This window comes from Pseudoalteromonas sp. SCQQ13, assembly GCF_015864415.1.
In the GTDB taxonomy this organism is placed as follows: Bacteria; Pseudomonadota; Gammaproteobacteria; order Enterobacterales; family Alteromonadaceae; genus Pseudoalteromonas; species Pseudoalteromonas nigrifaciens.
Genome location: NZ_JADYXG010000025.1, coordinates 1 through 15,999 on the forward strand (window position 1 = coordinate 1; position 15,999 = coordinate 15,999).

13 protein-coding genes are annotated in these 15,999 nt (G+C 40.2%); 12 read left to right on the forward strand and 1 reads right to left on the reverse strand.

Annotation, left to right across the window (positions count from 1 at the left end):
• Positions 1-796 precede the first annotated feature (796 nt).
• From I6F41_RS16120 to ihfA, 5 genes are all read left to right on the forward strand, one after another.
• Entirely contained in the window at positions 797-1,852 is a 1,056-nt protein-coding gene (locus I6F41_RS16120) for a DUF2066 domain-containing protein (protein WP_011328578.1), read from the forward strand.
• Positions 1,852-2,562, forward strand: coding sequence for a DnaA regulatory inactivator Hda (gene hda / locus I6F41_RS16125; RefSeq protein WP_172459224.1), 711 nt, complete (start codon positions 1,852-1,854; stop codon positions 2,560-2,562). Before I6F41_RS16120 ends, hda begins: the two co-directional genes overlap by 1 nt.
• Positions 2,563-2,646: 84 nt before the next feature.
• Positions 2,647-3,627: a phenylalanine--tRNA ligase subunit alpha gene (gene pheS / locus I6F41_RS16130; RefSeq protein WP_011328576.1), complete on the forward strand. Its 981-nt coding sequence runs from the start codon at positions 2,647-2,649 to the stop codon at positions 3,625-3,627.
• A gap of 15 nt (positions 3,628-3,642) precedes the next feature.
• Positions 3,643-6,030, forward strand: coding sequence for a phenylalanine--tRNA ligase subunit beta (gene pheT, locus I6F41_RS16135; protein ID WP_086994471.1), 2,388 nt, complete (start codon positions 3,643-3,645; stop codon positions 6,028-6,030).
• Between the two features lie 2 nt (positions 6,031-6,032).
• A complete protein-coding gene (gene ihfA / locus I6F41_RS16140; RefSeq protein WP_011328574.1) occupies positions 6,033-6,332 on the forward strand; it encodes an integration host factor subunit alpha in 300 nt (99 codons plus the stop codon).
• Between the two features lie 66 nt (positions 6,333-6,398).
• On the opposite strand, the gene I6F41_RS16145 is transcribed toward ihfA, so the two are convergent.
• Positions 6,399-7,199: a DUF2989 domain-containing protein gene (locus tag I6F41_RS16145; RefSeq protein ID WP_089368513.1), complete on the reverse strand. Its 801-nt coding sequence runs from the start codon at positions 7,197-7,199 to the stop codon at positions 6,399-6,401.
• Positions 7,200-7,399: 200 nt separating this feature from the next.
• Here I6F41_RS16145 and I6F41_RS16150 point away from each other — a divergent pair, with 200 nt between their 5' ends.
• From I6F41_RS16150 to I6F41_RS16180, 7 genes are all read left to right on the forward strand, one after another.
• A complete protein-coding gene (locus I6F41_RS16150) occupies positions 7,400-8,842 on the forward strand; it encodes a glyceraldehyde-3-phosphate dehydrogenase (protein ID WP_011328572.1) in 1,443 nt (480 codons plus the stop codon).
• Between the two features lie 174 nt (positions 8,843-9,016).
• Positions 9,017-10,144 (forward strand): M14 family metallopeptidase, encoded by a 1,128-nt coding sequence (locus tag I6F41_RS16155; RefSeq protein WP_011328571.1) that lies wholly within the window; start codon positions 9,017-9,019, stop codon positions 10,142-10,144.
• Positions 10,145-10,292: 148 nt separating this feature from the next.
• The gene (locus tag I6F41_RS16160) at positions 10,293-11,960 is read left to right on the forward strand and encodes an alanine/glycine:cation symporter family protein (RefSeq protein ID WP_011328570.1); all 1,668 of its coding nucleotides are present in this window, start codon (positions 10,293-10,295) and stop codon (positions 11,958-11,960) included.
• Between the two features lie 58 nt (positions 11,961-12,018).
• The gene (locus I6F41_RS16165; RefSeq protein ID WP_011328569.1) at positions 12,019-12,345 is read left to right on the forward strand and encodes a hypothetical protein; all 327 of its coding nucleotides are present in this window, start codon (positions 12,019-12,021) and stop codon (positions 12,343-12,345) included.
• A 1-nt stretch (position 12,346) separates the two neighbouring features.
• Positions 12,347-12,628 (forward strand): YeaC family protein, encoded by a 282-nt coding sequence (locus I6F41_RS16170; RefSeq protein WP_011328568.1) that lies wholly within the window; start codon positions 12,347-12,349, stop codon positions 12,626-12,628.
• Positions 12,618-15,299: a DUF349 domain-containing protein gene (locus I6F41_RS16175; RefSeq protein ID WP_197108755.1), complete on the forward strand. Its 2,682-nt coding sequence runs from the start codon at positions 12,618-12,620 to the stop codon at positions 15,297-15,299. Before I6F41_RS16170 ends, I6F41_RS16175 begins: the two co-directional genes overlap by 11 nt.
• A 93-nt stretch (positions 15,300-15,392) precedes the next feature.
• On the forward strand, positions 15,393-15,947 hold the full coding sequence (locus I6F41_RS16180) for a DUF1439 domain-containing protein (RefSeq protein WP_011328566.1): 555 nt from the start codon (positions 15,393-15,395) through the stop codon (positions 15,945-15,947).
• Positions 15,948-15,999 lie beyond the last annotated feature (52 nt).

Sequence of the window (15,999 nt, forward strand, 5' to 3'; positions counted from 1 at the left end):
CTATGTGAAAGTAGGACATTGCCAGGCTCCAAATTGTAGAAAGCCCGAATTTAACGATTCGGGCTTTTTTACGTCTGGAATTTAATAAATAGCCAAAAACCCATGCGAACTCAGTAGTGAAACGAAACAGCTCGAAGGCGAACCACGACCGATGATAGTGTAGCATTTGCTATGTGACTCTCCACTGCTGTGGGCACCACGACATTACCAGGCTCCAAATTGTAGAAAGCCCGAATTTAACGATTCGGGCTTTTTTACGTCTGCAGAAAAGTGAAATGTGGGTGAGTAATGTACACAAGTCTCCCGCGTAGGTCGGGCGAGCGTAGCGACACCCGACACTCAAATCATAAAAAATCATAAAAACATCACCACTAGCCAATGAATGTGGTGCATTTGCACTGTGATTTTCTACCGCTGTGGGCACTACGACATTCTACTGCGTTGTCGCTACGAAGTAGCGCACCGACATTCAAATCATAAAAACATCGTCACTAGTCAATGAGTGTGGTGTATTTGCACTGTGACTCTCCACTGCTGTGGGCATTAAGACACTACCAGGCCTAATTAAAGACTCCGATTCTAATTATCGCTTTGTTATTGAGCTCGTTATTTAATATTAAATTACTCATTAACTTTATGCGATTAGTATAAAAACATTAAATTGTTAGACAAAAATAACCCCATCAGCAATCTCTGCTAGCACCTAGCACTTTTTCCTACAAATAAAATATAATTTTGCTTTGTGGGTTGCTTTGATTTAGGATCAAATCAGTTTAAAACTAAGAACAAATAGCCTGTGTATAGATTATTATTAAGTGCCTTATCAATTATATTTTGCTTTACTGCATCAGCGGTTGAAGTAACTGATCTTTATCAAGATATTTTAAAAGTTGATGATAAAACTCGAGACACGCGTTTAGCAGCAAGTCGTAAAGCATTGCTGAATGTTCTAGTGAAAGTCAGCGGTGATGAAAGTGCTGATCAAAACAGCTTAGCGCAACAAAAAACTCAAGATATTTCAGACTACATGCTCAAGTTTGAGTACGACGAGAGTACAACCGGTAACTTAAAACTTGTTGTTAAATTTGAAGCGCGAAAAATTAATGCATTAATTAAAGAGCTCGGTTTACCCTTATGGGGTGTGCAACGGCCATTAATTGCAATATGGTTAGGTATTGAAGATAACTGGCGCAGAGAGCTAGTTACTCAAGAAAGCTACCCACAACTAGAACAGTTAATATACGATAAAGCAGGGCGACGTGGTTTACCGGTTGTGGTGCCTTTACTTGATTTACAAGACAGACGTCTAGTAGGTATTCCTGAAGTATGGGGTAACTTTTCAGAGCCAGTAGAAGAGGCCTCTAAGCGTTATAGTGCTGAGCGCAGTATTACAGCCAGAATGTATAAGCAACCAGATAGTGAAAACTGGGTTTTAGATTGGCGATTTACTAACGATGATCTTTTTGAATTAAATAGATTAACGGGTGATAAACAACAAGTTGTTGCGCAAATGATAGATACGTTAGCGAAAGGGCTAGCTAATGAATATGCAATTGATCCAAATGCTTATTACGAGCAAGCAGCGGCAACTTTAACTCTAAAAGGTACGCAAAGCTTTGTTGATATTGAGTTGGCTAAACGCCGGTTATCAAATTTAAGTGTGGTAACTCAGGCTACTATTATACGAAAAACCCCAGATTTAGTTGAGTTCAAACTTAATCATACGGGTAGTGTGGTTGATTTAAAAAAAGCATTAGGGCTTGATGCTGCGTTTAGAGATTATGTTGATCCAAGTGCTTTTTATCATATTGTTGATAAAAACAGTTTAGAGTATCAATGGATTGGTGAGTAATGCTAACTCATGAGCCAATGCAAATGGCATTGCCGGTTACTTTGCCCGATGACGAAACCTTTACCTCGTACTTTGGTGGTGAGGACTCTTTAGAAGTAAGTCATTTAAAAGACAGTTTTTCAAAATTGTCGCAATCTTTTCAATACACTTATTTATGTGGTTTGGGCGATTCAGGAAAATCTCACCTTTTGTACGCTACGTGTATTCAAGCGCAAGAGCGCGGCTTATCAAATATGCTGTTATCTATGCGAGAAGTTATTGATTTTGGCCCTATGGTATTAGAAGGCTTAGAAGCCCTTGATGTTTTATGCATAGATGATGTGCATTTGGTAGCGGGTGATGATGCGTGGGAAAAGGCCTTATTTAATTTTTTTAATCGCTTTAACGAGCCTAAAAAAATGTTAGTGGTGACCGCTGACTTACTCCCCGACATGCTAAATATTAGCTTACCAGACTTAGAATCGCGGCTAAAATGGGGAACTACACTGCAAATTCGTTCAATGAGCGATGACGATAAAGCACAAGCTTTAGTTAAACGCACAAAAATGCGTGGCTTAGAGCTAAGTGACGAATGCGCCCGATTTTTATTAACGCGCTTAAGCCGTGATATGCGTACATTACTCGACGTATTAGACAAATTAGATCATGCATCTATGGCCGCACAACGAAAATTAACAATTCCTTTTATAAAATCAACGTTAAAGCTCTAGTAGGTCTAGAATCTAGGCACTGCTTTCAGTTATCATAAGTTATTACTTAACAGCAATCACCTTCTGTGAAAGATCAGGTATCCAATGAACTTAGAAAATATATTAGCGCAAGCACTTGAGGCGGTAGCCAGTGCCAGTGAAATCGCGCAGTTAGAAGAAATGCGGGTTAATTACCTTGGCAAAAAAGGCGAGATCACCAGCTTACTTAAAACGTTAGGCAAAATTGCCCCTGAAGAGCGTAAAGAAGCGGGCCAAGTTATTAATCAAGCTAAACAAGATGTGCAAGCTGCTATAAACGATAAACGCGAGCTGTTAGCCAGTAAAGCGCTAGAAGAAAAGCTAGCCGCTGAAACTATCGATGTAACATTACCTGGGCGTGTTATGCCTACTGGTGGCCTACATCCGGTTACACGTACCATTGAGCGCATAGAAAGCTTTTTTGGTGAGTTAGGCTTTGCAGTTAAATCGGGTCCTGAAGTTGAAGATGACTTTCATAACTTTGATGCGTTAAATATTCCTGAGCATCATCCAGCCCGTGCTGATCACGACACTTTTTACTTCAACCCTAAGCTGGTATTGCGCACGCAAACGAGTGGCGTACAAATACGTACAATGGAAGTTGAGCAACCGCCGCTGCGTATTATTTCTCCTGGACGTGTATATCGTAACGATTATGACCAAACGCATACGCCTATGTTTCATCAGGTTGAAGGCTTAATGGTCGACACAGATGTGAGCTTTACTGAACTTAAAGGTATTTTACACGACTTCCTGCGTAACTTTTTTGAAGAAGACATGGAAATTCGTTTCCGTCCTTCATTTTTCCCTTTTACAGAACCTTCAGCAGAAGTAGACGTAATGGGTAAAGACGGCAAGTGGCTAGAAGTATTAGGCTGCGGCATGGTACACCCTAACGTTCTTAAGTCTGTGGGCATTGATCCTGAAAAATACACCGGCTTTGCTTTTGGCATGGGTGTAGAGCGCTTAACTATGTTGCGTTATGGCGTAAACGATTTACGTGCATTTTTTGAAAATGACTTAAAATTCCTAAACCAGTTCCGTTAAGAGTGAAACAATAATATGAAATTTAGTGAAAAGTGGTTAAGAGAGTGGGTTAATCCAGCCATTGATACGCAAGCTCTGTCGGAACAGCTTTCTATGGCTGGCCTAGAAGTTGATGGCGTAACACCTGCAGCAGCAAAATTTAATGGTGTATTGGTAGGTGAAGTTGTTGAATGTGGACAACATCCTGATGCAGATAAGCTACGCGTTACCAAAATTAATGTCGGTGGTGATGAACTACTTGATATCGTATGTGGCGCACCGAACTGTCGTTTAGGCATTAAAGTTGCGGTTGCAACTGTTGGCGCAGTGCTTCCTGGTGATTTTAAAATTAAAAAAGCCAAGTTACGTGGCCAACCTTCAAATGGCATGTTGTGTGCCTTTGTTGAGCTAGGGATTAGCGAAGAAGGCGATGGCATTATGGAATTGCCAAGCGATGCGCCAGTAGGTACAGATTTACGTGAATACCTAGGCCTTGATGATAATATTATTGATGTTGATTTAACACCAAACCGTGGTGATTGTTTAGGTATAAAAGGCTTAGCGCGCGAAGTGGGCGTACTTAACAGCATTGACGTAAACGTATTACAAATTCCAGCGGTTACAGCAACAATTGACGATAAAGTATCGATTGAATTAGTTAATGAAGATGCATGTCCTCGCTACCTTGGGCGTGTGATTAAAGGCATTAACCTTGATACAGCAACGCCGTTATGGATGGTTGAAAAACTACGTCGCAGCGGTGTGCGTTCAATCGACCCAGTAGTTGATGTTACTAATTATGTATTACTTGAACTTGGCCATCCAATGCATGCATTTGATTTAAATGCGATTGAAGGTGGAATTAAAGTACGTAGTGCAAACGCCGGTGAAGAGCTAGTTTTACTTGACGGTAATAGCGTTAAATTAAACGAATCTACATTAGTGATAGCCGATCATAATAAAGCACTAGCCATTGCGGGTATTTTTGGTGGCGAGCAATCGGGTGTTACAAATAAAACGTCTGATATATTACTTGAAAGCGCATTTTTTAACCCTGTAGCAATAGCTGGGCAAGCACGTAGCTACGGTTTACACACAGATGCATCGCATCGTTATGAGCGTGGTGTTGATTTTGCGCTACAGCATGATGCAATAGAGCGTGCAACAGCGTTACTACTTGAAATAGTAGGCGGTGAAGCAGGCCCAGTGGTTGAAGCCGTTGCCGCAGATAAACTACCTAAAGTGACTGAGGTTCGTTTACGTCGTAGCCGTTTAGACCGTGTTATTGGCCATCATATTGAAGATGAAAAAGTTACTGATATTTTAACTCGCTTAGGTTTTAACGTAAAAGTTGAAAACGACAGCTGGAGTGCAGATGTACCTAGTTACCGTTTTGATGTGCGTATTGAAGAAGATTTAATTGAAGAAGTGGCGCGTGTTTACGGTTACAACAGTATTCCTAATGTTGCACCGACTGCTAAGCTTAAAATGACCACCCATAACGAAGCGACTATCGCACTAAGCAAGTTTCGTAATACGCTAGTAGCCCGTGGTTATCAAGAGGCTATTACGTACAGTTTTGTCGACCCTAAAGCGCAAGCTATTTTGCACCCAGAAAGTCAGCCGCTAGTATTACCGCACCCAATTTCAATTGAAATGTCTGCAATGCGAGTAAGCTTAATGCCTGGCTTATTGGCGTCGCTAGCGTATAACCAAAATCGTCAGCAACCGCGTATTCGTCTATTTGAACACGGCCTTAAATTTTTAAGTGACGAAAATGCCGAAAATGGTGTTAACCAAGTGCCAGTAATTGGCGGTGTAATTACCGGTCTTGCGCATGGCGAACATTGGGTTGAAGAAAAACGCAACGTCGATTTTTACGATGTGAAAGGTGACGTGGAAGCACTACTGGCAATTACCAATGATATGAGCCGCTTTGAAATTAAAGCAGAGCAGTCAGATGGTTTGCATCCTGGTCAATCAGCGGTAATTTATGTTGCTGGTAAAAAGGTTGGTTTTTTTGGTGCATTACACCCTCAAGCGCAAAAGTCGTTAGATATCAATAATGCTACTTTCGTGTTTGAAATTGAAATGTCGGCAATCGAAAAAAGAAATTTACCGCAAGTTGCAGGGGTGTCTAAATTCCCTTCAAATCGCCGCGACATCGCGATTTTAGTGCAAGAGAGCGTAAATATTGGCGATATTTTAACAGCGATAGAAAAAGTTGGCGGAAATCAATTAGTTGACCTAAACTTATTCGATGTGTATAAGGGCAAAGGTATTGAGCCAAATTATAAGAGTTTGGCGATTGCTCTAACACTGCAATCGGTTGATAGAACACTCGAAGAGAAAGATATCAATCTAGTAGTTGATAACGTGGTGGCCACACTGGCCGAACAGTTTAATGCATCGTTGAGGGACTAGATATGGCGCTTACTAAAGCCGACATAGCTGAACACCTATTTGAAAAACTCGGGATCAATAAAAAAGATGCCAAAGATTTAGTTGAAGCGTTTTTTGAAGAAATCCGCTCAGCGCTTGAAAAAGGCGAGCAGATTAAGCTCTCTGGATTTGGTAATTTTGATCTTCGTGATAAAAAAGAAAGACCGGGACGTAATCCGAAAACAGGGGAAGATATTCCTATTTCGGCGCGTCGCGTGGTGACCTTTAGACCTGGGCAAAAACTTAAAACCCGAGTAGAAGTGGGCACAAGTAAAGCAAAGTAATATAAAAAAGGCAGCGTAAGCTGCCTTTTTTATTATTAATGTTTTATTTAACTACGCCTAGGTTACTTAAAACTCCCTAGGTGATACAAACTTACCAGCGCGAATTTGCTGAAAAGTTTGTTGCGCTAAAGAATCTAAACTATCAAGATTTTTTCTGCTGCTTGCCAATTGCTGCTCTACAGCAAATATATCAACGTTTTCTATCCCCGACATCTGCGCAACTTTAGAAAAAACATAGGCATGTTTATAATTTTGTTGTTTATAAAACAAACTGACCAAAGAGGTAAACACCTCGGGATCAGGTATTTGCTGTGCTTTATTAAGTTCTAATGTTTTGTAGAGCAAATCAATCGTTTTATCATCATCAAATTTAATATAATACGATGCCAAAAAAAGTTGCATTTCAGCACTTGTTGTCACCCTTTCATCATGCTCCAAAGCTAAAAATTTAGTCAGTGCTCGCTGATCGTTATTACGCGACCAATGATAGTAAAGTAAGCCTGGGTGATTAGTACTTTTAGTATCTTGATATAATCGCGTCATTTCTTTAATACTGGTTAATTTACCTTCTACACGTGAGGTCTTTTTTTCTTTTAATTTTATATGCTCAATTTTAGCTGCAAGCGTAATACACTGATTATATGATTCAAACTCTTTAAGTAGCTGATATTTATTTTCATCAGTTGGGTGCTTATATTCAATATAACGCTGCAAAATAGTGTTAGAACGCTGCTCCCGACAATGATTATCTTTATTTAGATCGTTGCAAAAACCGGGCGTTTCTTTACATACTTGGGCCAAGCTTAGTGGCTTTTCACATCCGGCTAAGGTGAGTACTCCAAGCACTACTATTAGTCTTATAACCATCCTCAACCCTTAAATATATTAATATAATGTTATTCTAACGCAATCATTTAGCCTCTAACAGTAGAGAATAAAGCAAGATTAAATTAGAATAGGGAAGTCACTAGAGTGCGTTGACTTATCAGGGTCGAAATCATTTCAACTTTTGATGGTTAAATGCTCTAGGGCTATCCGTTCAAAAATGTTTAACTTAGGTAAATAAAATGACCTCATCTCACGAGTTAGAATACACAAATAGTTGGCAAGAACGCCAAGGTTACGCAGAAAGCATGCAACCAATCATTGGTAAGCTTTATCGTAGTCGTGGTATCGAAATTGCTGTTTATGGCCGCCCACTTGTAAATGCAAGCCCAATTGAAATTATCAAATCTCACAAATCAGTTGCGCAGTTTGAAGGTACAAAATTACGTTTACGTGAAAGCTTCCCATTTTTAGAAGCGATTAGCAAAATGGATTTAAACTCTGCACGTATCGATATTGGTAAGCTTGCTTACAGCTATTTGTATAATGATGCTGCAAACGGTCGTTCTGTTGAAGAGTTTGTAAAAGATGAGCTCGCTGAAATTGCTGATTTACCAGCTAAAGAATCACGCGATGTGGTGCTTTATGGCTTTGGTCGAATTGGCCGTTTACTTGCACGCCTACTAATTGAAAAATCAGGTCCTTATGCTGACTTACGCCTACGCGCAATTGTTGTACGTGGTGGTAAAGATGGCGACCTTGAAAAACGTGCCAGTTTATTACGTCGTGATTCAATTCATGGTCCATTTAATGGATCTATCACTGTTGATAAAGAACGTAATGCAATTAAAGCTAATGGTAGCTACATCCAGGTTATTTACGCTAACTCTCCTAGCGAAATAGATTACACAGCCTACGGCATCGACAATGCACTTATTGTTGATAACACAGGTATTTGGAAAGATGAAGCAGGCCTTGGTCAGCATTTAGAATGTAAAGGCGCTGCTAAAGTACTATTAACGGCTCCTGCTAAAGGTAATATCAAAAACATCGTATATGGTGTAAATAACAAAGATATTTTACCTGAAGACAAAATTGTATGTGCAGCAAGCTGTACAACTAATGCCATTACACCAACACTTAAAGCATTAAACGATAAGTTTGGCATTAAAAATGGTCACGTAGAAACGGTTCACTCGTATACTAATGACCAAAACTTAATTGATAACTACCACAAAGCAGACCGCCGTGGCCGTGCTGCTGCACTTAACATGGTAATTACTGAAACAGGCGCTGCAAAAGCGGTTTCAAAAGCACTACCAGAGCTTGAGGGCAAACTAACGGGTAACGCAATTCGCGTACCTACACCTAACGTGTCGCTGGCTATTTTGAACCTAAACTTAGAAAAGAGCACCTCGGTAGAAGAGCTAAATGCATTTTTACGCGATACCGCACTTCACTCAGACCTGCGCGACCAAATTGATTACACCGCTTCTACTGAAATCGTATCTACCGATTTAGTAGGTAGTCGTTACGCTGGTGTGGTTGACTCGCAAGCAACTATTGTTGATGACAACCGTATTGTACTTTACGTTTGGTACGATAATGAATTTGGTTACAGCTGCCAAGTGGTACGTTGTATGCGCGATATGGCCGAAGTGGCATTCCCAAGCTTACCTCACTAATTTATTAGTCGTTATACAAAAGCCAGCATTTGCTGGCTTTTTTGATTATCAATATTTTTAAAGCGCAGCGCTTATGGTACGCTTTATACATTAGATACGGCTAATCGCAGCGTACTTACATCCTGGCTATTTATGCAGTCCAGAGACACTTAGTCAACTTATAGGTTTTTTGTCATGAAAATCAGTAGCAATTTCGATAGTGGTAATATTAAGGTTATTGAAGCCACCGATCCATTAAATATCCAGTTAGAGATTAATAACGATTTCCAGTCTGAATTTTATCAGTGGTTTCATTTTCGCCTAGAAACAACCCCTTACCAATTACATAAGCTAAATATAAACAAGCTCGAAAATTCAGCTTATCCAGATGGCTGGGTAGATTATCAGGCGGTTGCATCGTATGACCGTCAAACGTGGTTTCGTGTACCTTCAAGCTACGAAAATGGCACATTAAGCTTTGAAATAGAGCCAGAGTGCGGCAGTGTTTATTTTGCTTATTTTGCACCATATAGCTATGAGCGTCATTTAGATTTACTTACGTGGGCGCAAAGCCAGCAAATTTGCCAATTAGAAACATTGGGCGAAACCCTTGATGGCCGCGACATGAGCGTACTTAAAATTGGTGAGCCAAGTGCAGATAAGAAAAACATTTGGATCACAGCTCGCCAGCATCCGGGTGAAACAATGGCGCAGTGGTTTGTAGAGGGAATACTTCACAAACTACTTGATGACGAAGACCCGCATGCTGCTGCATTACTATCAAAAGCAGTATTTTATATTGTGCCAAACATGAACCCAGATGGTAGTGCTCGTGGGCACTTACGTACTAACGCTAAAGGCGTTAACTTAAACCGTGAATGGCAAACGCCGAGCATGGAAAATAGCCCAGAAGTTTATTTAGTGCTTAATAAAATGCGTGAAACAGGCCTAGATATGCACCTTGATATTCATGGGGATGAAGCAATCCCGTATAACTTTGTAGCCGGCAGTGAAGGCATTCCAAGTTATGATGCGCGCTTAAAAGATCTAGAAGATAGCTTTAAAGCTGCTTTGTTAACCATTACTCCTGAGTTTCAAGACGAGCATGGCTACCCTAAAGACGAGCCAGGCCAAGCTAACCTTACAGTAGGTTCATCTGCAACAGCAGAAGAATTTAAGGCGCTTACCTATACAGTCGAAATGCCATTTAAAGATAATAACGACTTACCCGACCCAGATTACGGTTGGTCAGATCGTCGTTCATATCAATTTGGCCAAGATACTTTGGCGGCTATCGTAAATGTCGTTGATAAATTAAGATAAATTAGTATAAGGTAAGGGCAACATTAAAATGTTGCCCTTTTTTGTTACAACACTTACAAAAATAAAAAGTGCGCAACGGCACAATAAACTGTGGCTTAACGAATGTTTAGTCAGCAATTTCAAAATAAAATAATAAGAGGAATTTAGCGTGGATGCATTCGGACAACTTTTAGATAGCCTAGATGGCATGTTAGGAGGAGCAGTATGGTTTCCTTATGTGTTATTAGGGGTTGGTTTATTTTTTACTATTTATTTAAAATTTCCCCAAATACGGTATTTTAAACATGCTTGCCAAGTTGTTTCGGGTAAGTTTGATAAAAAAGATACAGAAGGGGATACCACTCACTTTCAAGCACTTGCTACAGCACTATCGGGCACAGTAGGCACAGGTAATATTGGTGGCGTAGCACTGGCTATATCAATTGGTGGGCCTGCGGCGTTGTTTTGGATGTGGATGACCGCATTTTTTGGTATGACTACCAAGTTTGTAGAAGTTACCTTGTCGCATAAATACCGTGAAAAAACTGAAGATGGCACTATGTCTGGCGGCCCAATGTATTACATGGATAAACGCCTTAACATGAAATGGCTGGCCATTTTATTTGCCGTAGCCACTGTAATTAGCTCGTTTGGTACAGGCAGCCTGCCACAAATTAATAATATTGCACAAGGTATGGAAGCCACCTTTGGTTTTGCGCCTATGGCCACAGGTGCAGTGTTATCTATTTTACTTGCCTTGGTTATATTAGGCGGCATTAAGCGTATTGCAGCAATTACATCACGCGTAGTACCGTTAATGGCGGCTATTTATATTATTGGTGCTCTGGCTGTTATTTTTTATAACGCTGAAAACATCGGTCCTTCATTTTCTGCTGTATTTATGGACGCATTTTCTGGCTCTGCTGCCGCAGGTGGCTTCTTGGGGGCGTCATTTGCTTATGCGTTTAACCGGGGTGTAAACCGTGGTTTATTCTCTAACGAAGCGGGTCAAGGTTCTGCGCCTATAGCGCATGCTTCGGCAAAAGCTGATGAGCCAGTATCAGAGGGTATAGTATCTATCCTAGAACCGTTTATCGATACCATTATTATTTGTACGCTTACGGGGTTGGTTATTTTATCCTCGGGGGTGTGGAATGAAAAATTTCAAACTCATTTTGAGCGCTCGGCTATGAGTATTATTAAAGGCGATTACACAGAAGAAAACCAAACACAGCGCGAAGACCTCTATAAATACCTTAATGGTCAAAAAAGTAATATAGAGACGTTTACCGGCAATATTGAAGTGGTTAATGGTGAGGCATTGAGTACAGGTTTTACGGTACTACATTCACGCTCAATTGCAGAGGATGTACGCTTTGGTATTACTGAAAAGCACAAATACACAGGTGTTGTAGAAGTAATAGATGGCATGCCAACAGATGACAGCATTAGTTTAGTGGGCAAATCATTGGTACATTCAGCAGAGCTAACTACCAAGGCTTTTAAACGTGGTTACTTTGGCGATAGTGGCCAGTACATTGTATCAATAGGCTTATTGCTGTTTGCGTTCTCTACTGCCATTGCTTGGTCGTACTATGGAGATCGCGCAATGATTTACTTATTAGGGCATCGCTCAGTAATGCCGTATCGCGTATTTTATGTGGCTGCATTCTTTTGGGCATCGTTCGCCGATACTACCTTGGTATGGAAGTTAGCGGCAGTGGCTATTGTTGTAATGACACTACCTAACTTAATTGGCATTATGTTATTGCGTAAAGAGATGAAAGAATCGGTAGATGACTACTGGGTCAAATTCAAAAAAGACAACGAGAAATAAAACAAGTACAATAAAGGCGCCGCAAGGCGCTTTTTTTATGCGTAGTATGGAGAGATGTATGGCGATTATCCGTTGCCCTAAATGTGCCAAATCAATATCAGATAAACACGCGCAATGTCCGCATTGCGAAAGTAACGTTGCCGACTTAAATAATGAGCAAGTTCAACAGCTTCAACGTGAGCAGCGAATTAAAAAACAGCAAATGTTTATAACTCACTCATTTTTAGCACTTATCCTATTTTTAGGCGGTTTTTTCTGTTTGTACTTCTTACAACCGCAAGAAAAAACACCTCAGTGGTATGCTTACACCATCGCTATTGGCGTGGGGTGTATTTGGTACCTTATTAATCGTATTATTTTAGTGACTCTAAAAAAGAAAAAATGACATGAATATCGACAATCTTGTACAAAATATTACCCCAGAATTATTTGAACGTTTGCAATACGGAGCAGCAACTGGCAAATGGCCAGATGGCACTCCTTTATCAGATGAACAAAAACAGCAAACAGTGCAGTTAGTTATGTTGTATCAAGCAAAAGTTGCTCAATCGAATGAGCAATTTACTATTGGTGCAAATGGCGAAATGGTGCAAAAAACAAAAGCACAACTGCAAAAAGAATTTAACTCAGATAACGAAATAGCTAGGTTTAGTGAACATGATCTTTAAACACCTTTTTACGCCAAAATGGAAACACCCAAAGCTGCAAATACGTCTAGACGCAATCGAAAAGTTAGATGTACAACGCGACGCAATAATTTTAAGCACTTTAGCGCTGGAAGATAGCTCAGCAGAAATTCGTCGTAAGGCACTGCAAAAAGTAAACGACTTGCCACTGTGGTGGAAAGCCTATAAACAAGATCAAGCATTAAAAGATATTGCTGAACAACAAATATCTACCGCTGTTTTAAGTAGCGAAAGTACACTGTCGCCGCAAATTAAAAGCGAATATATAGAGCGTTTTGCACCAGTAAAAACCCTTGAAAAACTTGCCTTTGCAGAAAAAGAGTTGCAAGTGCGGGTTAAGTTACTAAAGCGCCTAGGAAACCCTAAACTAATAGAAAAAGCCTTTAAAGAGGGCAGCGAAGAGTTACAAGCGCAACTAGTTGAGCTGGTTATTACCCACCAGTTAACTAAACCATTATTAAAGCATGCACAAAACAGTGCTAAAACAGCGCTTAACACGCATTTAGAAAACGAGCGTTTAGCAATTGAAATGCCAGCGCAAGTTGAGGGGGAAACCCGTGTTATTTTAGCCAAGCTAAATGCTTTGCGCGATAAAAATGATTTTGCATTAGTAAACCCAAAAGCCGGTGAGTTAATGGCGCAATGGCAAGCCTTAGAGCTTAAGTGGCTTAGCACCGAGCAAGTAAAACTGCTAAACGAAAAGTACAGCACAATTACCGAAAAGCTAAATGCCCATATTGCACAGCTTCGCAGTGAGCACGAAAAAGAGCAGCAATTACTTGCACTACAACAGCGTCAACTGTTGGCATTAGCAACGCTTGAAGCTTTAAGTGAAGAAATTGAAAATGCATTACAACTTGGCCTAGAAACGCCAGAGCAAATTCAGCAAGATTGGCTTGATGCAAAAGTAGCGCAGGCTCAACAAGCAATAAATGAAACAGAGTTAGCCAATAACCCGCAATCAAAGCAGGTTATTAATAAGTTAGAAAAGTCATTTACTCAAGTAGCTAAATTACCTGAGCTAACGTCTGCTATTAAAGATTATAAGCTGGCATTTACTGCACTGTGTGAAATAAAACCAGCAGCCGATTTAGCCCAATACGACGAAACCCTAGCTGCATTTAATAGTGGTTTTAAAGCAGCGCGTAATCATCTAAATATATTAGATAGTGCATTGCAAGGTACGTTTAAAACACAACTTAATGCGCATAAAAAGCAATTTTTAGTGCCAATGAATGAGTTGATAAAACCGCTTGAAAAAAATCAAAGCCAAGCTAAACGCAAAGCCCGTGATGTAAAGCGCCTAATAGAAGAAGGTCGTTTTAACGTTGCATTTGGTGTGTTTAAAGGCTTTGAAGAGTTATTTAATACCTTAACTGAGCAGTATCAGCAACCACTTGTAAGCTTAAAAACCGATTTAGAAGCGCAGCTAGCTGACGCCAAAGATTGGCAAAAATATGCTGCAGCACCAAAGCGCGAAGCATTACTTGAAGAAGTTAGCACGCTCGCTTTAGAGGAGTGCGTAGATCCCCAGCAACGGGCTGATCAAGTTAAAGTGTTGCGTAAACGTTGGAATGAGCTTGGCCGCTTAGATACAGACGAAGAAAAGCAACAAGGTGAGCAATTTGATCAAAAAATCGAATTATTGTTTGCACCTTGCCGTAACTATTTTGCAGAGCAAGAAGTACAACGTGAAGCGTCAAAAGCGCAGCGCGAAAGTATTATTGCTGACATGCATGCACTGCACTTACTCGCAACTGACGAGCAGGGTTTTGATTGGAAGCAGTTTGAAAGCCAATACAATCGTTTAAACAAAGCATGGCGTAGTGTGGGTAAAGTTGACCCTAAAACGTACCGTGTATTAAACGATCGTTACAAAAACGAGCAGCAGCGTGTGCTAGCGGCGTTAAATGCGTTTCATAAAGGCAATGCTGCACTTAAAAATGCATTAGTAGAGCAAGCGCAGCAATTATCACAAAGTGATGACCTAGCAGCAGCATGCCAAGAGCTAAAACAATTACAGCAGCAGTGGCAAGCAATTGGCTTTGCCGGCTTAAAAGCTGAAAATGCCTTATGGCAAAAATTTCGTCAATTTAACGACGAAACTTTTACTAAACGCAGTAGCGAGTTTGAACAGCAAAAGTTAGATCAAAGCGAAAACGACAAGCAAGTAGTCGCTGAGCTTAACGAACTTGAATTGGCGCTGGGTCAAATTAACGAAAAAGCGCAATTACACGACTTAGAAACTAAAGTTAAAGGGTATACCCAGTTTAAGTCACTATCGCCAAAAGTAACGTCGTTACTTAGCGCCATAGAAGAGAAGCTTGCAGGGCTAACGAGCAAAGCCGAACAAGCTAATTTAGTGGCCTTATTTAACGCTCTTGAAAATAATGAAGCGATACCGAGCCAGTACCAAGCTGCACTTAAAACATCACTTAGTAGCGCACAGTTACTTACTAGAATGGAAATTTTAGCTAATGTAAGTAGTAATGATGCAATGCAAAGAATGGCAGAGCAAGTTGCCATGTTAGATGATAAGCATCGTGGCGAACATGCAGATATAAGCTATTATTTAAAGCAGTTGTTAGCGCTCAGTGAAGGTTCAGTTGATGCTGACACACTAGCACGGCTAAAGGCTGTTTTTACAGCTTAGTGTAGTTACACCTAATAGAGTATTACTCTTTTAAAAGCCGCTCGTAAGCGGCTTTTTTATACCCATCACTTATAATAATTTAGAGAGTTTTTTATGAAAATATTATTTATTATTGCCGCATTATTTTTAACTGCATGTAACGCTACACAAGGAATGTCTGTTTATTCATTTACTAACGCCGACGTGGAGTCGTTATTAACAAAACAGCTTCCTAAATTAAGCGAACAGGTAAGTTTAATGGGATTACCAGTAGAGTTTGATGTAAACGATGTGAGTGTAAATATTGGTCCAGAAAATCGTGATGTTGTAGTGCTAGGCGCCGATTCAAGCGCTAACATTAGTGCTTTTGCATTAAAATACCCAGTACGCTTAAAGCTGCAAATAGAAGGTAGCCCATTTTACGACAGCGAGAAAAAAGCGGTGTTTTTACGTAATATAAAATTACTAGATTCGAGTGTTGATGCTGGTGGTTTTAAAGGTAATTTAGGTGCGCTAGACGAACAAGCTATGGATATTATTAACCGCTTTTTAGCTGTAAACCCAGTGTATGAGCTAAATATGAACGATCCTAAAATGGCCTTGCTAAGTAAACTACCACTTGATATGAAAGTGGTTGCAGGCGCTATAAAATTGGTTCCACGCCTTTAAGTTAGTTGTAAATAAAGTCTAGTTAGCATAATAAGGTAACTAGGCTTTATTT

What these genes read in the sequence shown, in the direction of transcription:
- pheS (WP_011328576.1), top strand. Translation starts at nt 2,647, where the DNA reads ATGAACTTAGAAAATATATTAGCGCAAGCACTTGAGGCGGTAGCCAGT.
- I6F41_RS16180 (WP_011328566.1), top strand. Translation starts at nt 15,393, where the DNA reads ATGAAAATATTATTTATTATTGCCGCATTATTTTTAACTGCATGTAAC.
- ihfA (WP_011328574.1), top strand. Translation starts at nt 6,033, where the DNA reads ATGGCGCTTACTAAAGCCGACATAGCTGAACACCTATTTGAAAAACTC.
- I6F41_RS16150 (WP_011328572.1), top strand. Translation starts at nt 7,400, where the DNA reads ATGACCTCATCTCACGAGTTAGAATACACAAATAGTTGGCAAGAACGC.
- I6F41_RS16170 (WP_011328568.1), top strand. Translation starts at nt 12,347, where the DNA reads ATGAATATCGACAATCTTGTACAAAATATTACCCCAGAATTATTTGAA.
- pheT (WP_086994471.1), top strand. Translation starts at nt 3,643, where the DNA reads ATGAAATTTAGTGAAAAGTGGTTAAGAGAGTGGGTTAATCCAGCCATT.
- I6F41_RS16175 (WP_197108755.1), top strand. Translation starts at nt 12,618, where the DNA reads ATGATCTTTAAACACCTTTTTACGCCAAAATGGAAACACCCAAAGCTG.
- hda (WP_172459224.1), top strand. Translation starts at nt 1,852, where the DNA reads ATGCTAACTCATGAGCCAATGCAAATGGCATTGCCGGTTACTTTGCCC.
- I6F41_RS16155 (WP_011328571.1), top strand. Translation starts at nt 9,017, where the DNA reads ATGAAAATCAGTAGCAATTTCGATAGTGGTAATATTAAGGTTATTGAA.
- I6F41_RS16145 (WP_089368513.1), bottom strand. Translation starts at nt 7,199, where the DNA reads ATGGTTATAAGACTAATAGTAGTGCTTGGAGTACTCACCTTAGCCGGA.
- I6F41_RS16165 (WP_011328569.1), top strand. Translation starts at nt 12,019, where the DNA reads ATGGCGATTATCCGTTGCCCTAAATGTGCCAAATCAATATCAGATAAA.